Source organism: Microbacterium sp. Root553, assembly GCF_001426995.1.
Taxonomy (GTDB): Bacteria; Actinomycetota; Actinomycetes; order Actinomycetales; family Microbacteriaceae; genus Microbacterium.
Map to the genome: position 1 here is coordinate 1 of NZ_LMFY01000002.1, position 20,702 is coordinate 20,702.

24 protein-coding genes are annotated in these 20,702 nt (G+C 69.5%); 14 read left to right on the plus strand and 10 right to left on the minus strand.

Features of this window, described 5'->3' with window-relative positions; genetic code table 11:
* The first annotated feature begins 208 nt into the window (after positions 1 to 208).
* Both ASD43_RS14060 and ASD43_RS17650 read left to right on the plus strand, forming a co-directional pair.
* Positions 209 to 1,012 carry a DUF222 domain-containing protein gene (locus ASD43_RS14060; RefSeq protein WP_235564196.1) on the plus strand — a complete coding sequence of 268 codons (804 nt, stop codon included), beginning with the start codon at positions 209 to 211 and terminating at the stop codon, positions 1,010 to 1,012.
* A complete protein-coding gene (locus ASD43_RS17650; protein ID WP_327044411.1) occupies positions 933 to 1,400 on the plus strand; it encodes an HNH endonuclease signature motif containing protein in 468 nt (155 codons plus the stop codon). The genes ASD43_RS14060 and ASD43_RS17650 overlap by 80 nt, the downstream gene beginning before the upstream one ends.
* On the opposite strand, the gene ASD43_RS14065 is transcribed toward ASD43_RS17650, so the two are convergent.
* Positions 1,321 to 1,974, minus strand: coding sequence for a response regulator (locus ASD43_RS14065; protein WP_056419716.1), 654 nt, complete (start codon positions 1,972 to 1,974; stop codon positions 1,321 to 1,323). The genes ASD43_RS17650 and ASD43_RS14065 overlap by 80 nt on opposite strands.
* 226 nt (positions 1,975 to 2,200) lie before the next feature.
* Here ASD43_RS14065 and ASD43_RS14070 point away from each other — a divergent pair, with 226 nt between their 5' ends.
* Positions 2,201 to 3,361 (plus strand): sensor histidine kinase, encoded by a 1,161-nt coding sequence (locus ASD43_RS14070; RefSeq protein WP_056419720.1) that lies wholly within the window; start codon positions 2,201 to 2,203, stop codon positions 3,359 to 3,361.
* Positions 3,362 to 3,680: 319 nt separating this feature from the next.
* On the opposite strand, the gene ASD43_RS14075 is transcribed toward ASD43_RS14070, so the two are convergent.
* Positions 3,681 to 4,424, minus strand: coding sequence for a GntR family transcriptional regulator (locus ASD43_RS14075; RefSeq protein WP_056419723.1), 744 nt, complete (start codon positions 4,422 to 4,424; stop codon positions 3,681 to 3,683).
* A gap of 168 nt (positions 4,425 to 4,592) precedes the next feature.
* On the opposite strand from ASD43_RS14075, the gene ASD43_RS14080 reads away from it, so the two are divergent.
* From ASD43_RS14080 to ASD43_RS14105, 6 genes are all read left to right on the plus strand, one after another.
* Entirely contained in the window at positions 4,593 to 5,522 is a 930-nt protein-coding gene (locus ASD43_RS14080) for a phosphate/phosphite/phosphonate ABC transporter substrate-binding protein (protein WP_056419727.1), read from the plus strand.
* Between the two features lie 333 nt (positions 5,523 to 5,855).
* Complete coding sequence (gene phnC, locus ASD43_RS14085) at positions 5,856 to 6,704, plus strand: phosphonate ABC transporter ATP-binding protein (protein ID WP_056419730.1); 849 nt, start codon at positions 5,856 to 5,858, stop codon at positions 6,702 to 6,704.
* Positions 6,701 to 8,437: a phosphonate ABC transporter, permease protein PhnE gene (gene phnE, locus ASD43_RS14090; protein WP_056419733.1), complete on the plus strand. Its 1,737-nt coding sequence runs from the start codon at positions 6,701 to 6,703 to the stop codon at positions 8,435 to 8,437. Before phnC ends, phnE begins: the two co-directional genes overlap by 4 nt.
* A complete protein-coding gene (locus ASD43_RS14095) occupies positions 8,434 to 9,579 on the plus strand; it encodes a TIGR03364 family FAD-dependent oxidoreductase (RefSeq protein ID WP_056419736.1) in 1,146 nt (381 codons plus the stop codon). The genes phnE and ASD43_RS14095 overlap by 4 nt, the downstream gene beginning before the upstream one ends.
* Positions 9,576 to 10,343 (plus strand): HAD family hydrolase, encoded by a 768-nt coding sequence (locus ASD43_RS14100; protein ID WP_082539475.1) that lies wholly within the window; start codon positions 9,576 to 9,578, stop codon positions 10,341 to 10,343. Before ASD43_RS14095 ends, ASD43_RS14100 begins: the two co-directional genes overlap by 4 nt.
* A gap of 11 nt (positions 10,344 to 10,354) precedes the next feature.
* Positions 10,355 to 11,443 (plus strand): alcohol dehydrogenase catalytic domain-containing protein, encoded by a 1,089-nt coding sequence (locus ASD43_RS14105; RefSeq protein ID WP_056419739.1) that lies wholly within the window; start codon positions 10,355 to 10,357, stop codon positions 11,441 to 11,443.
* A 57-nt stretch (positions 11,444 to 11,500) separates the two neighbouring features.
* Here the strand turns inward: ASD43_RS14105 and ASD43_RS14110 are convergent, their stop codons facing one another.
* Together ASD43_RS14110 and ASD43_RS14115 are read right to left on the minus strand one after the other, a co-directional pair.
* Positions 11,501 to 12,037 carry a CinA family protein gene (locus ASD43_RS14110; protein WP_056419742.1) on the minus strand — a complete coding sequence of 179 codons (537 nt, stop codon included), beginning with the start codon at positions 12,035 to 12,037 and terminating at the stop codon, positions 11,501 to 11,503.
* On the minus strand, positions 12,034 to 12,555 hold the full coding sequence (locus ASD43_RS14115; RefSeq protein WP_056419746.1) for an FHA domain-containing protein: 522 nt from the start codon (positions 12,553 to 12,555) through the stop codon (positions 12,034 to 12,036). Before ASD43_RS14115 ends, ASD43_RS14110 begins: the two co-directional genes overlap by 4 nt.
* Positions 12,556 to 12,679: 124 nt before the next feature.
* Here ASD43_RS14115 and ASD43_RS14120 point away from each other — a divergent pair, with 124 nt between their 5' ends.
* The 3 genes from ASD43_RS14120 to ASD43_RS14130 all read left to right on the plus strand — a co-directional run bounded on the left by ASD43_RS14120 (position 12,680) and on the right by ASD43_RS14130 (position 15,045).
* Positions 12,680 to 13,027: a DUF7882 family protein gene (locus ASD43_RS14120; protein WP_056419749.1), complete on the plus strand. Its 348-nt coding sequence runs from the start codon at positions 12,680 to 12,682 to the stop codon at positions 13,025 to 13,027.
* Positions 13,028 to 13,145: 118 nt separating this feature from the next.
* Positions 13,146 to 14,030 (plus strand): SDR family oxidoreductase, encoded by an 885-nt coding sequence (locus ASD43_RS14125; protein ID WP_056419752.1) that lies wholly within the window; start codon positions 13,146 to 13,148, stop codon positions 14,028 to 14,030.
* Positions 14,031 to 14,058: 28 nt separating this feature from the next.
* The gene (locus ASD43_RS14130) at positions 14,059 to 15,045 is read left to right on the plus strand and encodes an EamA family transporter (protein ID WP_082539476.1); all 987 of its coding nucleotides are present in this window, start codon (positions 14,059 to 14,061) and stop codon (positions 15,043 to 15,045) included.
* A 12-nt stretch (positions 15,046 to 15,057) separates the two neighbouring features.
* On the opposite strand, the gene ASD43_RS14135 is transcribed toward ASD43_RS14130, so the two are convergent.
* Together ASD43_RS14135 and ASD43_RS14140 are read right to left on the minus strand one after the other, a co-directional pair.
* Complete coding sequence (locus ASD43_RS14135; RefSeq protein ID WP_056419755.1) at positions 15,058 to 15,819, minus strand: YidC/Oxa1 family membrane protein insertase; 762 nt, start codon at positions 15,817 to 15,819, stop codon at positions 15,058 to 15,060.
* Positions 15,820 to 15,882: 63 nt separating this feature from the next.
* Positions 15,883 to 16,155, minus strand: coding sequence for a DUF6412 domain-containing protein (locus tag ASD43_RS14140; RefSeq protein ID WP_056419759.1), 273 nt, complete (start codon positions 16,153 to 16,155; stop codon positions 15,883 to 15,885).
* 48 nt (positions 16,156 to 16,203) lie between these two features.
* On the opposite strand from ASD43_RS14140, the gene ASD43_RS14145 reads away from it, so the two are divergent.
* Complete coding sequence (locus ASD43_RS14145; protein WP_056419762.1) at positions 16,204 to 17,250, plus strand: NAD(P)H-dependent flavin oxidoreductase; 1,047 nt, start codon at positions 16,204 to 16,206, stop codon at positions 17,248 to 17,250.
* 64 nt (positions 17,251 to 17,314) lie between these two features.
* On the opposite strand, the gene purU is transcribed toward ASD43_RS14145, so the two are convergent.
* Positions 17,315 to 18,166: a formyltetrahydrofolate deformylase gene (gene purU / locus ASD43_RS14150; protein WP_056419764.1), complete on the minus strand. Its 852-nt coding sequence runs from the start codon at positions 18,164 to 18,166 to the stop codon at positions 17,315 to 17,317.
* 77 nt (positions 18,167 to 18,243) lie between these two features.
* Between purU and ASD43_RS14155 the strand changes: the two genes are divergently transcribed.
* Positions 18,244 to 18,714, plus strand: a complete 471-nt coding sequence (locus ASD43_RS14155) for a hypothetical protein (RefSeq protein ID WP_056419766.1) — start codon at positions 18,244 to 18,246, stop codon at positions 18,712 to 18,714.
* Positions 18,715 to 18,717: 3 nt separating this feature from the next.
* Here the strand turns inward: ASD43_RS14155 and ASD43_RS14160 are convergent, their stop codons facing one another.
* The 3 genes from ASD43_RS14160 to ASD43_RS14170 all read right to left on the minus strand — a co-directional run bounded on the left by ASD43_RS14160 (position 18,718) and on the right by ASD43_RS14170 (position 20,695).
* Positions 18,718 to 19,434, minus strand: coding sequence for a glutamine amidotransferase-related protein (locus tag ASD43_RS14160; protein ID WP_056419769.1), 717 nt, complete (start codon positions 19,432 to 19,434; stop codon positions 18,718 to 18,720).
* Positions 19,435 to 19,503: 69 nt separating this feature from the next.
* Complete coding sequence (locus ASD43_RS14165; RefSeq protein ID WP_082539477.1) at positions 19,504 to 20,193, minus strand: LysR substrate-binding domain-containing protein; 690 nt, start codon at positions 20,191 to 20,193, stop codon at positions 19,504 to 19,506.
* 94 nt (positions 20,194 to 20,287) lie between these two features.
* Entirely contained in the window at positions 20,288 to 20,695 is a 408-nt protein-coding gene (locus ASD43_RS14170; RefSeq protein ID WP_045253907.1) for a DapH/DapD/GlmU-related protein, read from the minus strand.
* Between the last annotated feature and the right edge of the window lie 7 nt (positions 20,696 to 20,702).

Here is a 20,702-nt window from a genome sequence, read left to right on the forward strand (position 1 = left end):
CCCGATCGAGAAGGTGTGGGACCGGCTGAGTGTGGATCAACGCCTGGCGGCGGATGTCGCGTTGGCCGGGTGCGCCCGCGGATACGGTGTCGTGGTCGGTGATGATGACGGTGACAGCGACGATGTCTCTGATGTGAATGAGGAGGGTGTGGCCGGTCCTGCGCCGACGGTGCAGGATCTGGCGATGCTCGCGGAGGATCTCGCGTCGATGTTCGACCCCGACGGGGAAGAGCCCAGGGATGAGGTGGCGTGTCGTCGTCGGGGTGTCACGATCGGCCGGTTGACGGACGGGGTGCATGCGATCCGCGGGTTTCTGACCCCGGATGTCGCCGGGCAGTTCCAGGCGATCCTGGACGCGATCCTCAACCCCAAAGGCGACGGACCGCCGATGCCGGGCGTGCATTTCGTGCCGAGCGACGGCTTTGCCGCCAGTGCGGAAGCCGATGCCGATGCCGATGCCGATGCCGATGCCGGCACTGGCATGGGCGGTGTGGGTGTCGATGTCGATGCCGAGGGTGAGGATCCGTTCAACTCGGATCCGCGGTGTGTGCTCGATGACCGCACTTCGGCGCAGAAGCGTCACGATGCTCTCGCGATGGTTCTCACGATCGCGGCCCGCCACAACGACATGCCCACCCTCGGTGGTGCGGCACCGGTCCTCGTCGTGAACGTCGACGCGACAGACCTCGCCGCCCAGAGCGGCGCCACAGGTCTCGTCGCTGACGGCAGCCACATCGCCGGAGCCGCCTTCGGAAACGCTGCGCAGGGATCTTCCTTCAGCAACGCCGCGCAGGGGGCCGCCTTCGGCAACACTGCGGAGTCGGGCGGCGGGAATGGTGGGTGGGCGACGGTCACCGGTTCCGGTGCCCATGTGCCCGTCTCCGTCGCCGCGCAGATCGCATGCACCGGAGCGATTCAGCGGGTGATGTTCGATGAGGGGCGGATCATTGCGATCACGACCACCGATCGGGTCTTCACGGTGCATCAACGGCGGGCGATCATCGCTCGCTGAGGGGCGGATCATTGCGATCACGACCACCGATCGGGTCTTCACGGTGCATCAACGGCGGGCGATCATCGCTCGCGACAAGGAATGTCTGATCCCGGGATGTCATGTTCCGGCGTCATGGTGTGAGATCCATCACGTGATCGAGCACGCGAGGGGTGGTCCGACGCATACGGACAACGGTGTGCCGTTGTGTTGGTGGCATCACCGATCGCTCGGGAAGTCCGGGTGGGAGATCCGCATGAACGACGGCATTCCCCAGGTGCGAGGGCCGGCGTGGTGGGACCCCGACCAACGATGGCGCACCCCGCGACTCAGCGGAAGTCGACGAGTCCGGCGTGCGCCGCGGTCACGAGGATCTGCACGCGATCGCGTACGTGCCATTTCGACATGATGCGTCCCAGGTGCGCCTTGACCGTTCCCTCGGAGACGATCAGAGTGCGCGCGATCTCCGCGTTGGACATCCCCTGCGCCAACCGCTGCAGCACCTCCTGCTCGCGATCGGTGAGGACCTCGAGTGTGCCGTCGCTGCTCATCGGCTCGGTGTCGCGCACATGCTTGATCAGCAGTGACGCGATGCGCGGCGACAGGGAGCTCGCTCCGCTGTACACCTCACGCACGCCTTCAAGGATGCTGGCCGCGCTGGAGTCCTTCAGAAGATAGCCCGACGCCCCCGCACTCAGCATGGGCAGTACGGTGTCGCTGCCGTCGAGAGTGGTCACGGCGAGGATCTTGACCTCAGGCCAGCGACCGCTGATCACACCGGTCGCCTCGATGCCATCCATCTCCGGCATCTGCACGTCCATCATGACGACGTCAGGGTGCTCACGCTCGACCGCTTCGATGCCTTCCAGGCCCGTCTCTGCCTCGGCCACGACGTTGATCTCGGGGTCGCGAGAGACGAAGTGCGAGAGTGCTGAACGCACCAGTGGGTCGTCGTCGACGATGAGAACGCGGATTTCCGGCATGTGGGAAGCCTAACGGGGGTCGCTGCGCGGTGCTCAGACCTAGACCTTTGGCTAGTGATGTCTGGACTTGTGACAGATGTGAAGCGCTCGGATCACCGAGAAGATGAACTTATTACTTCACAAAAGTCCAACAACGGAGGTGAATCACTATGACTTTCTGGCAGGCATTCAACCAGTTCTTTGGCTTCACTCGCTAATCTACCTGGCTATTAGGAGATACTGAAGCATGGCTTTTGGTCCTCCCCGCACTGGCGACTCTGTCGTTTCACGGCTCGGGAAGGGTGAGAAGCTCAGCACGATCGAACGCATCGCCATCCTCGCGACCGTCATCACGATGGTCGTCTTCGGGATAGTCGGACTGTTCCTCCCTCCGGGAGTCGACCCGTTCGTCGCCGCGGTCAGCATCGCGTCGACCGCCGTGCTCGTCCTGTACCTCTGGTGGCCTCTCATCGCGACGTGCGCACTCGCCGTCGTGTTCGCACTCTCGTTCTTCACGGGTAGCCAGACGGAAGTACTGACAGTCGCCGCACTCGCTGCAGCACTGATCATGCGACTCGGCTGGAACGCGCTCATCCTCTCTTACGCGGGAGTCTTCCTCCTCGCGACGGCGCTCGTCGCCTTCGGGGAGACGAGCACCCCGATCAACCTCGGCATCTACCTGATCTCCGCGACTGTCGCCGGAGCTGTGGGCTTCGCGCTGCGCGTGGCGTTCGCCCGAGGGCGAACCCTCGAAGTCCAGCTGGCCGAGAAGGCCGAGCAGGAGCGCCAAGCAGTACTCGCCGAACGGCGATGGATCGCCGGCGAGCTGCATGACAGTATCGCGCACCACCTCACCGTGGTGTCCCTGCACGTGCAGATGCTCGACGATCAACGAACGAGCTCCGATTCTCAAGAGGCGATCCGGATCGCCGCCCGCAAGGCGATGACCGACCTCCGCTTCGTGATCGACCTCGCCGACGACGGCCCCCGCTCCGAGGGCATGCCGACCGGCGACCTCGCCGCATCCGTCGACGAGGCGATGCAGGAATTCGAATCCGCCGGGCACACGGTGCTGCTCGACGGAGACCCCGCCGACGAGCGCGTCCCTCGCGCCGCCGAGATCGTCCTTGCCCGCATCATGCGTGAGTCCGCCACGAACATCCTCAAGTACGCCGGTGCGGGAGAGATCGAGATCCGTTTCGACATCGACGATGATCTCGCGCAGATGGCTGTGAGCAGTCCTCTGTCGGTGACTCCGCGCCGCGAGCTCTCCTCCAGTCGCACCGGCATCGGCCGAATGGCGGAGCGCGTGCTCGGCGCGAGCGGAGAGTTCAGTGCCGGAGAAGTCGATGGTCGGTGGGTCGTGACCGCACGTCTACCGATCGCTCGATCTGTCGCGAAGCCCTGACGGACGGTCGCTCGCTCGCATCCCCGTCTCGAGAGAAATACCGGAACGCGTTCTGAAAACCCGCGGAAATCCGGACCCCGATCGGGAAACACTAGACGAAGGTCTATGCGATGTCTCGACATTAGGCCGTATTCGATGGTGTAGCCGCCCGCTTACATTGGGTATACCCCAGAAATAGCGCATCCCCAGCGCTGTGATCGCGAGCGCGGTCTTGGTATCTGATCCCCATCGCGCTCGCGATCGGCTTCTCTCCTCACGGAGATCGAGGCCATCGCCCGGGCTCTCAGGAATCGCCCCGTTCTCGGTGATCGCCCGGTTCTCAGCCGCCGACCGCCCGCATGTAGTGCCCGTCCGTCGAGATTCCGGATGCGGCCACCGTGAACCGCACGACCTCGCTCAGATATCGATCCTCGGAGGCCTCGAAGATCCGACCCTGCGCGTCTCTCGAGATGCGGCTCAATCGCAGGATCGGTGTCCCCTGCGGAACGCGCAGCAGTGTCGCATCCTGTTCGTCAGCCGCGACGGCATCGATCTGGTGCTCCAGGCCCACGATCGGGTGGCCCACCGATCCGAGGTACTCGGTGATCGAGACCTCGTCGGTGTCGATGTCGAACAGACGCCGCCCGACCGCCTCCGTGTAGAAGAGGCGCTCCAGCATGGTGGGCCGTCCGTCGAGCGACCTCAGGCGCACGACGCCCACGATCGTGTCGTCGGGCGACACTCCGAGCGCCTCGGCGCGATCGCCCGCGCGACGCAGGCTCAGCTCCTGCGTCTGCGCACCCGGAGTGACCCCGAGGTCGCGCGCCCAGCGCGTGAAGGGGACCGACACGTCGACGGCCTGATTCGCCTTGCGGGCGACGACCCGCGCGGGGCGACCGCGACCGGTCTCGATCAGTCCCTCGCCGCGCAGTGCCGCCAGCGCGTTGCGGATCGGGCCGCGGGAGGTGTGCCAGCGCTCGGCCAGATCGGCCTCGGTGGGCACGTCGTCTCCCGGCCGCAGCACCCCCGAGGCGATCTGCGCCCGGAGGTCGTCGGCGATCTGGGTGTATACAGCTTCAGCCACATAGGCATACTACTTGGCACTCTCGATGATCTCTGTGGCGTTCCATGCGTGTTCACCCTCGGGAATGGCGGGTGAACGGCCGCTGAACTCTTCCGAGTTAGGTATATATGTGACCCCGACGGCTGTCAGAGTGGCTTCCGGATCACCCCCCCACTCCGAAAGGTCCTCATGAAGCTCCGTGTCCTTCCCGTCCTCGCCGGTGCCGCGATCCTCGCGCTCGGCCTCGCCGCCTGCTCCGGTCCCGCCGAGGCCACCGGCACGCCCGGCGCCGAGGGGTCGTCCTCGTCCGGCGGGTTCGCCGTCGACGAGAACACGCTCGTGTTCGGTGTCGTCCCCGACTCGGTCGACACCGAGACGAACTACCAGCCGCTCATGGACTACATCGCCGAGATCACCGGCAAGACGGTCGAGTACCACGAGTCCACCGACTACGCGGCGCTCATCGAGGCCGCCGTCGCCGGCAAGGTCGACGTGGCGTCCTTCTCGGGCTTCACCTATGTCACCGCCACGAACAACGGGGCGAAGCTGACGCCGATCTCGTCGATCGTGACGGAGGAGGGCCAGGAGCCCGGCTACTTCTCGCAGGCGATCGTCCCCGCGGACAGCGACATCTCGAGCATCGAGGAATTCAAGGGCAAGAAGGTCTGCTTCGTCGACCCGTCGTCGACGTCGGGCTACCTCTTCCCGTCGTACAACCTCATCGAAGCGGGCATCGACCCGAAGACGGACATCACCCCGGTCTTCGCGGGCAAGCACGACGTCAGCGTGCAGAAGGTCGGAGAGGGCGTCGAGTGCGAGGTCGGCTTCGCCGAGGACTCCGAGGTCGAGAAGTCGGATGCCGTGAAGGTCATCGATGAGACGATGGTGCCCGGTGCGCCGCTCGTCTACTCGTCGACTCTTCCCGACGACGTCTCGAAGAAGCTCATCGACGGACTCTCCGAGATCACGATCGACGACATCGTCGCCGCAGGCATCGACAGCGCCGACACCGACTCGTTCCGCAGCGTCTTCTACGCCACGAAGCCCGTCGATGACGCGTACTACGACCTGATCCGCGACATCTGCAAGGAGACCGAAGCGGAGCAGTGCAAGGCCTGACCGGCCCGCACTGACGCCCTTCGTCTCGTCGCTTCGCTCCTCGCTCAGGGGGCGGGGGCGGGTTCTTGCTCGGGGGCGGGTTCTTGCTCGGGGGCGGGTTCTTGCTCGGGGGCGGGTTCTCGCTCGGGTCCGGGTGGGGGGTCGCACTGACGCCCTTCGTCTCGTCGCTTCGCTCCTCGCTCAGGGGGCGGGGTCCGGGTGGGGGTGCGCATGGACGCCCTTCGTCTCGTCGCTTCGCTCCTCGCTCAGGGGTCGGGGGGGGAGTCCGGCTCCTGAGCGAGCGAAGCGAGACGAAGGGCCCGCATCATCCACGACGACACAGAAAGCCACGACATGACTGCCTCCGCATCCGATGCCCTGATCCGCCTGGACGGCGTGACGAAGACCTTCGGCTCCACCACGGCGCTGAAGAACGCGTCGCTGCAGGTCTCCCGTGGCGAGATCGTCGTCCTGCTCGGCCTCTCCGGCTCGGGCAAGTCGACGCTGCTCCGCCACCTCGACGGACTCGAGCTCCCGACGTCGGGCGACATCGAGGTCCTCGGTGCGAACGTGCCGACCCTCCGGGGCAAGGCGCTGCGCAGACTCCGCAGCCGCGTCGGCTTCATCTTCCAGCAGTTCGAACTCGTGCCCTCCCTCACCGTCCTCGAGAACGTCCTCACCGGGTCGCTCTCCGAGGTCAGTGGGCCGCGTCTCGGGCTGTGGGGATATTCGAAGGCCGCGAAGCTCCGCGCGCTCGGGCACCTCGACCGCGTCGGCCTGCTCGACCGCGCCTACCAGCGCAGTGACACACTCTCGGGCGGTCAGCAGCAGCGCGTCGCGATCGCGCGAGCTCTCATGCAGAAGCCCGACATCCTGCTCGCCGACGAGCCTGTCGCATCACTCGACCCCGAGTCCAGCGACCAGGTGATGGCGCTGATCCGCGAGATCGCTGCCGACGAGGGCCTCACCGTCGTCTGCAGCCTGCATCAGGTCGATCTCGCGATCTCCTGGGCCGATCGCATCATCGGTCTGCGTCACGGCGAGATCGTGCTCGACACCCCCACCACCGATCTCACCAAGGCGGAGGTCATGGAGATCTACGGCCGCGTCGCCACGACGACCGCCGAGATCACGGCCGTGCAGGCCGAGCTCATCGAGATCGCCGCAGACGTCACGGAACTCGACGGGGCTCGAGTCTCGTGACCCTCCTCTCCGACGTGCCCCGGGCGCACGAGGCCCCCTCGTCCGCACCCGTCGCCGATCGCGCCCCGCGGCGTCCGATCTCGCCCGAGCGCATCGCTGCAGGGCTGACCCTTCTCGCTCTCGTCGTCCTCGGCATCCTCGCCGTGAACGAGGTGGGCATCTCGATCCCCGCGATGGTGCAGAGCTGGGGCAACGCCGAGAACTTCATGGCCCGTGTCGGCGGGCTCACCTTCCCGGAGCCGGGCGATCTCGCCTGGCTGATCGCCCTCACCGTCGGACTCGTGCTGGTGGGAACCCTGCTCGCCGCGCTGCTGTCCGTGCCGATCGCGTACCTCGCCGCATCGAACACGACCCCCGGCAACGGATGGCGCGCCGCAGCGCGATTCGTGGGAGTCCTCACCCGTGCACTCCCCGACGTCGTGCTCGCCATGGCGTTCGTGCTCATGTTCTCGCTCGGCACGCTCCCCGGCATCCTGGCGATCGGCATCCACTCGATCGGCATGATCTCGAAGATGTTCGCCGACGCGATCGAGCAGATCGACGAGGGCCCCCGGCTCGCGATCCGTGCCGCGGGCGGATCGAAGATGCAGGAGTTCTCCGCCGGTATCCTTCCGCAGGTGCTCCCGAGCTGGGTCGCGACCGTGCTGCACCGCAACGACATCAACCTCCGCGGGAGCGTCGTCCTCGGATACGTCGGTGTCGCGGGACTCGGGCTCGAGATGTCGTACGCGTTCAAGGCGCTCAACTACGGCAAGGGCCTCGGCATCGCGCTGGTGATCTTCATCCTCTGCGTCGTGATGGAGATCGTCTCGAGCATGGTGCGCGGCGCGATGCTCGGGCAACAGAAGCACACCCGATCGTGGATCGACCGACTGATCCACCCCCGCCTCGGCGACCGGGCGAGCGACTCGACGACCACCGGTCCGGCGTGGGCGGTCTCACCTCAGAACGCGGTGCGTCGGCCGTGGACGGCGGAGCGCGTGCGCAACACGGCGGGAGTCGCGGTCGCCGTGCTCGTGGTGATCGGCAGCGTCGTCATCAGCCAGATCAACTGGATGGACTTCCTCACGTTCTGGGGCAGGATCCCCGAGGTCGCCGCCAAGTTCTGGCCGCCGTCGTTCGGCAGCTACGACGCCTCCGTGATGTTCAGCGCCATGCGCGACACCGTCGCGATCGCTCTCGCCGCCACCGTGCTCACCCTGCTGCCCTCGCTGATCCTCGGATCGCTGGCCGCGAGCAACGTCGCGCCGAGCGCGGGTGCGCGAGGCGCGGCGCGATTCCTGCTGGTCGGCATCCGCGGCATCCCCGAGCTCATCCTCGCGATCGTGCTCGTGGTGATCACTGGTCTCGGCGCCCAGGCCGGCGTCATCGCCCTCGCGATCGGCGGCATCGGACTGCTCGGCAAGCTGATCGCCGACTCGTTCGAAGAGGTCGACCGAGGCCCCGAGCGTGCTCTCCGCGCCGTCGGCGCCACCCGACTGCAGACCTACGCCTCGGCGACCGTGCCGCAGGGCATGCAGGCGCTGATCGGACACAGCTTCTACATGCTCGACACGAACATCCGTGCGGCGACCATCCTCGGCATCGTCGGCGGCGGCGGAGTCGGCTACTACCTGCTCAACGCCAGCCAGGGGTCGCGCTACGAGACGGTGACCGCGATCGTGCTCATGATCCTCGTGACGGTGCTGGTCGTCGAGGGACTCGCGATGTGGATGCGCAAGGTGTTCCGATGACCCGCGCCGCACTCACCGATACGGCGGATGTCGTCGTCGTCGGCTCCGGCATCATCGGTCTCGGCGCAGCCTTCGCGGCCGCGCGACGAGGGCTGAGCGTCATCGTCGTCGACAGAGCGGATGCTCCGGCCGGGGCGACGATCCGCAACTTCGGCCACCTCTGCATCGGCGCGCAGGCGGGGGAGGCGCGGCGCTACGCGGACGCGTCCCGCGAGCTGTGGTTGCGCCTGTCGCGCGATGCCGGCTTCTGGCTGCGCGAATCCGGCACCCTGGTCGCAGCCCGTCACGCAGACGAGATCGCGGTGCTCGAACGGGCGGCGGCAGACGGCGGCATCCGCATGCTCGAGACCGACGAGCTGCGGCGACTCGCGCCGCTGCGCGCAGAGCGTCTCGTCGGCGGCGCGCACATCGAACCCGATCTGCAGACCGATCCGCGTGCCGCGGCCGCGGCCATCGTCCGCCATCTGACGACGCTCGGCGTCGACGTCCGGTTCCGCACCGCGGTGACCTCCGTGGCGGGCGGACGCGTCGAGACGAGCAGAGGATCGCTCACCGCCGGCACGGTGGTGGTGGCGGTGAACCACGACATCGACCAGCTGCTGCCCGAGATCGCGGAGACGGCCGGCGTGATCCGCTGTGCGCTCGACATGATGCGCGCGGCCGTCTCGATGCCGCGTCCGCTCTCGGCCCCGGTGCTCACGGGCTGGTCGCTCGTGCGGTACGGGCGCTTTGCCGACGGCGACGCGGCGACCGCCCTGCGGGAGCGCCTGCACGGGGAGCGACCCGACCTCGCCGCTCTCGACCTGAATCAGATGTACACGCAGCTGCCGGACGGCACGCTCATCATCGGCGACTCGCACAGCTCGGCCGTCTCGCCGTCGCCGTTCCAGCCCGAGGCCGCCTTCGCCGCGTTCCTCGCCGAGGCGGAGGCGCTGTTCGAGATGCCGACGCCGCGGGTGCTCGAGCGGTGGCAGGGCGTCTACGCCACGGCGGCGCAGGACTTCCTGGTCCGGACACCGGACGAGCGGACGCTGGTGCTCGCCGCGACCACCGGCATCGGAATGACCACGGGGCTGGGGCTCGCCGAAGAGAATCTCACCGCCGCCTTCGGGTGGGCACCCGCACTGGAAGGAACACCATGACCATCTCGTCCGACTCCTCGCTGCACCCGGAGGCTCCGCCCACCGCGTCCCGCCTGACCGCCGCGCCCATAGAACTCGTGGTGCTCGACATGGCCGGCACCACGGTCGTCGACGATGGCGTGGTCGAGACCGCGTTCCGGCGTGCGGCCGAGAGCACGGGTGTCGCCGACCGGATGCCGTGGGACGACGCTCTCGCCCATGTGCGCGCGACGATGGGCCAGTCCAAGATCGATGTCTTCACGCATCTCGCCGGCGGCGACCGCGCGGCTGCCGAGCGCGCCACCGCGGCGTTCGAGGCGGCGTACGCCGAGATCGTCGCCGAGCAGGGGGTCTCGGAGATCCCCGGGGCGGCGGAGGCGATCCAGGATCTGAAGGATGCCGGTCTGACCGTCGTGCTGACCACGGGGTTCGCGCCGGTGACCAGGGACGCCCTGATCGAGGGCCTGGGATGGCGCGACCTGGTCGACCTGGCGCTGTCGCCGATCGACGCGGGGCGAGGTCGCCCCGCTCCGGACCTCGTGCTCACGGCGGCGATCCGCTCGCAGGTCTCATCGATGTCGGCCGTCGCCGTGGCGGGTGACACCGTGAGCGACGTCGAGTCCGGGCGTCGGGCCGGTGCGGGATTCGTCGCCGGAGTGCTCACCGGAGCGCACGACCTGCGCACCCTCACCGGCGCCGGAGCCGATGCCGTGCTCGCCGATGTCACCGGACTCCGCGGCGCGCTCGCCGAGCGAGGGCTGCTCGCTCTCGCCCGCACCGCCTGAATCGCGTGCACATGGGCACTCTGCTGACCCGACCGCCCGGCAACCGTCGAGACGTCACGCTGCGCCCCGCGGCCACCGCCATGGTGTGGATCGGCGAGGGGCATCCGCACGAGATGATCGCGGTGCCGGGGGTGGCGCTCGGTGAGAAGGACGTGCTGGTCGCGGTCGAGATGTCGACGATCTGCGGTTCCGACGTGCACACCGTGCAGGGCCACCGCTCCGCCCCGACGCCGCTGGTGCTCGGCCACGAGAGCGTCGGGCGGATCATCGCGATCGGTGACGCCGGCGCGACCGCGGTCGACGGCGCGGCGCTGCGCATCGGCGACCGCGTGGTCTGGTCGGTGACGGTCTCGTGCGGCGCCTGCGACCGGTGCGTGCGGGGTCTGCCCCAGAAGTGCCGCACGCTGGGCAAGTACGGCCATGACCGCATCGGGGTGCACGGCGATCTCTCCGGTGGCTTCGGCACGCACGTGCAGGTGCGCGAGGGCTCGGCGATCGTCCGCGTGCCCGAGTCTCTGCCGGCTGCCGTGCTCGCTCCGGCCTCGTGTGCGACTGCCACCGCCTGGGCCGCTGTGGCACGGGCCGCGCGCGATCACGATCTCGAGGGCGCCGCCGTGCGGATCCACGGAGCAGGGCTCGTCGGCCTCTCGGCCGCCGCGATCGCCGCCGACCGAGGCGCGATCGTCGAGGTCCTCGACCCTGCGCCCTCGCGCCTCGCGCTCGCCTCACGCTTCGGGGCGGGGACGCTCGATCGGGATCCGGATGTCGTGATCGAGGCCTCGGGGCACGCCGTCGCGGAGGCTCTCGTCGGCGTCGCCACCGGCGGGACGGTGGTGCTGGTCGGCAGCGTGTTCCCCGCCGACCCGGTGGCGCTGGATGCCGAGAGCATCGTCCGCCGGCTGGTGACGGTCACCGGCGTGCACAACTACACCGGGACGGAGCTCGCCGAGGCCGTCGTGTTCCTGGCCGGTCGCGGGCGCGCATACCCGTTCGCCGACGCGGTCGGCGACGTGCGGCAGCTGGCCGCGGTCGACGAGGCCATCGCGGCGGCATCCGCGCCGGGTGCGCCCCTGCGCGTCGGTCTGGTGCCACGGCTCTGAGATCGCGGAGCCGCGGAGTCAGCCCGTCGCCCGTGGGCAGCTCAGCCCGTGGGCAGCTCAGCCCGTGGGCAGCTCAGGCGATCCGCTGCGCCGCGGGCCCGCCGAGTGCAGACCCTCGGCGTGGAACGCGAGCAGCCGTGCCGCCGCGTCGACGGTCGCGTCGAGGATCTCGGCCGGGTCGCCGGTGAGCGCGAGCATCCGATGCCCCACGCCGTGGTCGGTGGCCCACCCGAGGAACACCGTTCCCGGATCGTGACCGCCCTCGGCATCGGGTCCGCCGACACCCGTCGTCGACACGCAGAGGTCGGCGTCGAACAGCTGCCGCCCGTTCGCCGCGAGCTGCTCCGCGCACTCCGCCGAGCAGGGATCCGTTCCCGGGGTGACCCCGAGCATGCGCTCCTTGACGTCGGTGAGGTAGGCGACGAGGCCGCCGGCGAACCAGTCGCCGGCATCGGCACCCGCCCCGACCGTGCTCGACAGGCGCCCCGATGTCAGCGATTCGACCACGCAGATCCGCAGCCCGCGTTCCGCGGCGACCTGGCTGAGTCGGTCGAGCGAGCTGAGTCGGTCGAGGGGAGAGTTCTCCGTCGTCACTGCTCTTCGGCGGAGTCCGCGTGCGTGGGAGCGTCGGACTCGACCGTGGCCTCGTCGGAGTAGTCCGGGCGCTCGGGCTGCAGGGGCTGGTCGGAGTACTCGCCACCCAGGCGTCCGCCGTAGGGGCGGCCGTGGTCGGCGAACTCGTCACGCGCGTACACGAGCTCCCAGTCGCCGACCGTGAAGCGGGCGCCGGTGCGCAGGGTCTGCATGCGCTCGCCGGGGTGCGTCGCGTCGGCGGCGGGGTTGGTGTTCATCTCGCCGTCGCCGTGCATCTCGAGGACGTACTCGTCGCGGTCGTCATGCGTGATCGTCGCGTGCACCGCGTCGGATCCGTCGAGAGTGAGCTCGTTGTCGGGCGAGGAGCCGATCCGCACCACGTCGACGTCGAGCGCGAACTCCGAACGGAGATCGTCGCGCGAGACGCGAAGGCGTGGGTTGCCCTCACCGAACTCGGCGTGAGTGGTCGTGGGGGTGTATCCCTCGTCGGGCCGGTCGTCGATGTGTCGAGCGTTCATGGTTCCGCCTCCTCGCATTTCTCCCCAGGCTAGACGCCGGAGGCACCCCTTCGCAGGGGGTTGACTTCGCTCACGGATCCTCACATATGCTCGACGCGACGCCAGGAACAGCGAGGAGAGTCGCATGGGCAAGTTCATCTACGAAGGCAGCGTGAAGACCGAGATCGAGGATCGCGCCCTCACGCACCTGCAACTCGTCATCACCGCGAAGCTGCGCCGCGCCGAGCCGTTCTCCTTCAGCTGGAGAGAGGACGCCAGCGTCGGCGGCGGACGCACGACCGTGTGGATCCATCCGGCGAGCTCGCTCGTGTTCAAGTACTTCGGCAGCCGTCAGCCCTCCATCAACCGGGGGTGGATCGAAGCTCTGGCCTTCACCGCCAACGCCCCGGGCGGCCTGCACATGGTCCCCGAGCCGCAGGACGCCACGGGGGTTCCGGCCGGCGCCGATCCGGCGGATCACCCGCACCTCTGACCGCGTCCGTTCTCGCGACCGGCAGGGGGTTGTCAACCCCCTGCCGAGTCTCCGTCCGTGCGGCGAAGGTCGATGGATCATCCCATCAGCAGACGCGCAGCGCAGACGAGGAGACACCATGGCAGACACCGCGCCCGACCCCCGCACCCAGCATCGCCAGGAGGGCTTCCCCGCCCAGCAGCAGGCTCAGCCGGGACTGTCGGACGAGACGCGCCCCGGACCGGACCACGGCGAACAGTCGTACGTCGGCCACGGACGCCTCGAAGGACGCCGTGCGCTGATCACCGGAGGTGACTCGGGCATCGGACGAGCGGTCGCCATCGCCTACGCCCGGGAGGGCGCCGACGTCGCGATCGTCCACATGCCCGAGGAGCAGGAGGATGCCGACGGCACGGTGGCGCTCATCCGTGCAGAGGGCCGCAAGGCGCTGAGCATCGCGGGCGACCTGCGCGACGAGGCGTTCGCGACGGACGTCGTCTCCGAGACGAGGAGCGCGTTCGACGGCCTGGACATCCTCGTGCTGAACGCCGCCTACCAGCACGACATCGACGGGTTCGAGAACCTGCAGACGGATCGACTCCGCCGGGTGTTCGAGACGAACCTGTTCGGCCTGCTCTACTCGGCACGCGCCGCGTACCCGCATCTCGCTCCGGGGTCGAGCATCATCGTGACCTCGTCCGTGCAGGCGTTCGAGCCGTCTCCCGGCCTGATCGACTACGCCATGACGAAGGCCGCGCAGGTGGCGTTCGTGAAGGCACTGGCCGAGGAGGCGGGGGAGCGCGGCATCCGCGTCAACGCCGTCGCCCCCGGTCCGATCTGGACGCCGTTGATCCCCGCGACCGGCTGGGGCGCGGAGCGCCTGAACACCTTCGGAGACGACACCCCGCTCGGCCGCGCAGGGCAGCCGGCGGAGCTGGCGGGCGCCTACGTCTACCTCGCGTCCGCGGAGTCGTCGTACACCTCCGGTGCGGTGATCGCGGTCACCGGCGGCAAGCACCTGTGAGGCGGTGACGGCGCCCTAGGCTGGACGGGTGCAGCAGTCCGCGTCATCCCGTCCGCTCGTGGGCGTGGTGCTCGTCGTCTGCTCGTGTCTCTCCCTCCCCTTCGGGGCGGCGGTCGCTGCACAGCTGTTCCCGGTGCTCGGCCCCTGGGGCGTCACCTCGTTGCGCGTCGCCATCGCAGCGGTGCTGCTGCTGGTCATCGTGCGACCTCGACCCGTGCGGTGGAACCGCACCCAGTGGATCGCGGCCGCCCTGTTCGGGCTGTCGCTGGCGGGCATGAACGGCTTCTTCTACGCCGCGATCGATCTCATCCCCCTCGGTCCGGCGGTCGCGATCGAGTTCCTCGGGCCTCTGGTCCTCGCGGCCGTGCTCACCCGGCGCCTCGGCGATGCCGCGTGGGTCGCGCTCGCGCTCCTCGGGATCGTGCTGCTGGGCATCGACGGCCTGGTGGGGTCCGAACCGCTGGATCCGCTCGGGCTCCTCTTCATCCTGATCGCCGCCGCGTTCTGGGCGATGTACATCCGCATGAGCGCCCGCGTCGGCACCCTCATCCCCGGAAGCGGCGGCCTCGCGGTGGGTCTCGCCGTTGCGGCCGTGCTGCTGATCCCGGTCGGCGTGCCCGCCGCGGTCACGGTCGCCGGCGACATGCAGCTGCTGCTGCTCGCCGCGATCACCGCCGTGCTGTCGTCGGTCATCCCGTACAGCTTCGAGCTCGCGGCGCTGCGACGTCTGCCGCAGCGCGTGTTCGGCGTGCTGCTGAGCCTCGAGCCCGCCTTCGCGACGCTGGCGGGGTGGCTGATCCTCGGGCAGAACGCCACCCCGCTTCGGATGCTGGCGATCGCGCTCGTCATCGTCGCCAGCGTCGGCACCACGTTGGGCGTGCACAGCGGACGGCGCCGAGCGGATGCCGACGCGCGCCGTGACGGCGCGGATCCCGACGGCGGCCCGGCCCCCGACGTCGGTCCGGATTCCGACGAGACGGGGCCGTTCACCGCGCCGATCCCTCTTCCCGGCTGAGGGCGCCGCGCATCAGGCGACGACCGATGCCGGCATGGGCAGCGGGTATCGGCGTCGCAGCAGCACCCGCTGCACGAGGGTCCAGATGACGGTGACCGTGAGGTACAGCGCGGCCGCGAGGGGCACGAACGCCGCGAACACGGCGGTCAGATAGTGCAGCGCCCCGGTGACGCGCATCATCGTCGGGGAGTTCAGCGGCGAATCGCCCTCCATCGGGGTGGGGCGGAAGACACGGCGCGAGATCTCGGCCACACCGATCATCACGACGATCAGGGCTCCGAAGACCAGCAGAGTGCTCGGTGACGCGCTGCCGCTGAAGACCGCCGAGACGAGACTGGTGCCCAACGGCGCGCCGAACAGGTCGTGCGTGAGCAGGTCGTTCGGGTGCCCGGCGATCTCGGGGCGGAGGAACAGGGTGTACAGGATGCCAACGACGGGCGCCTGCGCGAGCACCGGCAGCATGCCCGCGAAGGGCGACGTGTTCTCGGAGCGGTACAGCTCGAGCATCTCCTTCTGCAGGCGTTCCGGGTTCTTCTTGTGGCGGCGCTGGAGCTCGCGCAGTCGGGGCGCGAGGCGCGCCCTCGTCTGCTCGGCTCTGGCCTGGGAGAACCCCACGGGAATCAGCAGGGCGCGCACGAGGAGGGTGACGAGCACCACGGCCAGGGCGGCGGCGGATGCTCCGGCAACGGGCTCGACGGCGGAGGAGAGTCCGGCGAGGGCGCCGTATGCGGCGTCGAGGAGGAGGGTCAGTGGAGGGAAGGCGAAGATGTCCATGCAGGTGTCCGTTCGTGTGGCGGGAGGGTCGGCGACGGCCGCGCAGTCCCGCACGAGGGCGGACTACACGGCGGCGGCGACTCCCGGCGCACGGGGGCGCGGATGACCGGCGGCATCAGGATCGCTCTGGGCGAGCAGCGCGGACACGTCGATCGCCCTGAGCGGATGCGGTGCGCTGCTCGCGGACGGCGGCGCCAGGCTCAGCGCGACGACGATCGTCAGCGTCGCGAGGGCGACGAGGGCGATGGCGAGACCGAGGGCGGCCGCATCCGGCACGGCGACGATCCCGAGGGTGGCCGCGACGACGCCGAGCATCTGCCCGAACCACTCGCTCATGCGCGCCTCCTGAAGGCGAGCGTAGCACCGCGGGGATACCCTCGAGGCATGGCTGATCTTCGTGAGCTGCTCGGCATCGAGCATCCGATCCTCCTCGGTCCGTTCGGCGGACTCTCGTCGGTGGCGCTGACCGCGGCGGTGAGCGAGGCCGGCGGTCTCGGCGGCTTCGGCCTCTACGGCTACGGTGCGGACCGCATCCGCTCGACCGTCGACGACCTGCGCGCGGCGACATCTCGGCCGTTCGCGCTGAACGTCTGGCTGCCCACCGGCGACGAGGTCGCACCCGGCCCGCAGCACACCGTCTTCGCGCAGGCGCTCGAGCCCTTCTACGAGGCCGTCGGACTCGAGGTGCCTGTGCGGCCGCAGGCCTACCTGCCCGCTCTCGAGGAGCAGCTCGACGCGATCTGGGAGGCCGCGCCCGCCGTGCTCAGCGTGGTGTTCGGAGTGCCGTCGCACGACGTGGTCGCCGAGGCGCACCGCCGCGGCATCCGCGTCGTGGGAGCGGCGACGACCGTCGCCGAGGCCGTCGCGCTCGTCGGTGCCGGAGTCGACGCCGTCGTCGCGACCGGACTCGAGGCGGGCGGCCATCGCGTGTCGTTCCTGCGCCGGGCCGAGGACTCGCTCGTCGGCGTGCTGGCGCTGGTGCCCCAGGTGGTCGATGCCGTGGACGTGCCAGTGATCGCCGCGGGCGGCATCTCCGACCGGCGAGGTGTGGCCGCGGCGTTCGCCCTCGGCGCGTCCGCGGTGCAGGTGGGGACGGCGTTCCTCACCACCGCGGAATCGGCGGTGAACGACGCGCATCGGGAGGCCATCCGCTCCACCTCCGCGGAGGAGACCGTGCTCACCCGTGCCATGAGCGGCCGTCTCGCCAGGGGCGCCCGGAACCGCGTCGTCCGTGCCATCGAGGCGAGCGGGACGATCGCTCCGTTCCCGATGCAGAACTGGCTCACCGGGCGGTTCCGCACCGCAGCGGGAGAGCAGGGGCTGGGCGAGCTGCAGTCGCTGTGGATGGGACAGGGTGCCCCGCTCGCGGACTATCCGACCGCCGCCGAGGCCTTCGCGGAGCTCGTCGCCGGAGTGCCGCCGAGGACGTGAACCGCAGGTCCTCCGACGAGGCTGCGCCTGACCGGCCGGTCAGATTCAGACTCAGGGCTCTGACTCAGAGGATGACGGTGGAGCGGCCGTGCACGATCACGCGGTCCTCCGCATGCCACTGCACCGCGCGGGCGAGGACCTGACGCTCGACGTCCGCACCGCGGCTCTGCAGCTGCGCAGCCGACTCGGCGTGAGTCACGCGGGTCACGTCCTGCTCGATGATGGGGCCCTCGTCGAGGTCTGCCGTGGCGTAGTGCGCCGTCGCACCGATCAGCTTGACGCCGCGGTCCTTGGCCCTGGCGTACGGGTTCGCGCCGATGAACGCGGGCAGGAACGAGTGGTGGATGTTGATCACGGGAGCGCCGAGGCCCGTGATGAAGTCGTCGGTGAGGATCTGCATGTACCGCGCGAGCACCACCAGGTCGACGTTGCCGCGCAGCAGGTCGAGCTGGCGCTGCTCCATCGACTCCTTGTCGCCCGAGGGGATGTGCACGAAGGGCACGCCGAACGAGCGCACCGACTCGGCCAGGTCCGGGTGATTCGACACGACCATCGTGATGTCGATGTCGAGCTGGCCGCGCTGCGTGCGCCACAGCAGCTCGAGCAGGCAGTGGTCGTACTTCGAGACGAAGATCGCGACGCGCTTGCGTCGGGCGGTGTCGTGCAGGGACCACTCCATGCCGAAACGCTCGGCGACCTGAGCGATGTCGGCCTCGAGCGCGGGGCGCGCCGCCGACAGGCCCGGGAGATGGATGACCGTGCGCTGGAAGAACCGACCGCCCTCGGAATCGGTCGAGTGCTGGTCGAGCGAGATGATGTTGGCGCCGTGGGTCGAGAGCACGCCGGCGACGGCGGCGACGATGCCTGGCTGGTCGTCGCAGGCGATGAGCAGGCGGGCGGTGTCGGGCTGAGACATGGGGGCTCCTCGAGGGGTGTGCATCGATTCTGCCGTGGATGCGACCACCGGGCGAATCGCGCCCCTACCCTGGAGGGATGCACGAGTCACGGGCGTCGGCGTCGCAGCTCCTCTCGCAGGCGCGGGACGCGCTCGTCGGAGCGCCGAAGGAGGGGCTGGGCGAGGAGCGCGACTCCCGCTGGCGCGGCCGGCGCATCGTCAGGGTCGGCGACGCCTGGCACCTCGGAGTGCTGCTGGTCACCGACACCCACGCCCTCGCGACGGCGGAGGTGCTGCGTGCGGCCGACCCCGGACGCCGCGGATACACCGCAGAGTCGGCACGGGATCGTGCGGAACGGCGGGCACTGGCGCTGAGGGGCGGATTCGATGAAGGAGCCGTCGCGCATGTCGGCTGGACGGTGATCGACGTGGACGCGGTGGATGCCGGGGGCTCATCCGGTCCGCTCTCGACGATCGACGGGGTGGCCTCGGTGCGGTGGAGCACCGCCGGCGGGTGGATGCCGTTGGAGGCATATCTGCATGAGCGGATCGCTCTGCTGCAGGGCTGATGCTCAGCCGAAGGTCTCCGCGAAGCGGCGGAGCAGGGCCGCGCCCTCCGTCACCGAGGCAGACAGCACCTGCCTCTGCACGATGTCGAATTCCTCGGGAGCGAAGTAGCCCGTGGTGCGATAGAACGTCATGCGGTCGGCGAAGTCCCGCGGCGTGGGTTCGGGGTGGAACTGCGCCGCGTAGAGATGAGAGCCGACCCGGTAGGCCTGCACCGGGCAGGTGTCGTTCGTCGCGAGGAGCACGGCGCCGTCGGGCAGGCGCACCGCGCTCTCCTTGTGTGCGGTGAACACCGTCAGCGAGGGAGCGCTCGGGCCGAACACCGGGTCGGCGGCGCCTTCGTCTGTCGTCGAGATCACTGCGGCGCTGGCCGACTCGGGAGTGTCCGAGGTGACCTCGCCGCCGAGCATCCGGGTGACGACCCCGATGCTGAAGCAGGTGAAGAACGCGGCGATCTCCCGATCGATGGCCCGGCGGGCGATCTGCGCGAGATCGGCCTCGACCCGCAGCTGCACGTCGGACTTCTCGGTGTCGCTCACGTTGAAGGGCGAGCCGCCCACCACGACGCCGCTGTACCGGGCGAGGCGCGCGGGATCGAGACGCTCGGTGAGCAGGTCGAGCCGGTCGACGACGTCGACGTCGAGCGCCCGACGGAACGAGGCGTGCTCGGCGTCGGCCGCCCCGAGCTCGGGGCGCACACAGACGTAGAGAAGCGAGGCCACCACGAGAGTCTAACGACGAGGCGGAGGGCTCGACGTCGCGAGCCGACCGTGCACGGGGCGGGCCGGGTCTCAGCGCGAGGAGTTGGAGGTGCGTCCGCGCACGATCCCGACGAACGTGTCGACATCGGCGGTGGTGTGCTCGCGTCGCCAGGCGAGCGCTACCGTCGAGAGAGGCCCGTCGGTCAGCGGGCGGTGGTCGGCGTCCTTGCGCTTGTGCAGTCGCGCCAGCGAGAGCGGCACGATCAGGATGCCGGTTCCGGCGGCGGCGGTCGCCACGGCGTCGGCCACCGGCATCGGGGCGAAACGGGGCGCCAGCGCCCCGGGGATATCCAGGGGCCCGAGCGGATCGTCGGACGGGACCATCACGATCTCACCGGCGAGGTCGGCGATGGTGAGCTCGTCGGCGGCGAGCAGGTGCGATTCGCGGGAGGCGATCACGACGGGGGTCTCGTCATAGAGGGCGATCACGTGCAGCTCGTCGCCGGCCAGCGGCAGGCGGACGAGAGCCGCATCGACGTCATCGAGAGCCGAGCGCTGATCGGCGACCTCGATCGTCACCAGCTCGAGCGGCACATGCGGCATCCGCTGCTTCCAGGCGTCGATCCACTTGCCGGGCGTCGCGCCGGGGACCATGCCGAGACGGAACGTACGCGGCTCCTCGGGAGTGTCGGCCGGCTCGTCGAACACGACCTTCGCGGTCTTCTTCGGGGGCTTGGGCGGCGGGAACCGCTGGGCTGGTGCCGCTCTGTTGCGGCGCACCGGAAAACCCTTCCCGGCGCGTCCCGCCGGTCGTCGTCCCTGAGTCGCCATGTGATTCAGGGTACCCGCCCGATGGGCGGGCGGCGGGCCGGGCTCAGGCCGCGAGCCACAGGCCCTTCGGGTCGGTCGCCACGGTGAGACCCGCCGCGACCGTCTCGTCGTCGCCGATGCGCGCGCCGCGTACGATCCGCGCACCCGCCCCGACCTCGGTGCGGACGCCGATGTGCGCGCCGTCTCCGACGGCGGCGCCCTGGCCGATGTGTGCGTGCGCGTCGACGTGCGCACCCTCGCCGATCACGGCATCCGGTTCGATCCAGGCACCACGGGCGACGGTGGCACCGGCGCCGATGCGTGCGCCGGGCTCGATGTACGCGCCCGCCTCGATGTGCGCCTTCGGATGGACCTTCGCGCCGTGTGCGACGAGACCTCGACCGTTCGCGTGCTTGCGATAGCGCAGCGTGGCTCCCTGGTCGTTCTCGATGTCGACGTAGTTCTTTCCCACGATTCCT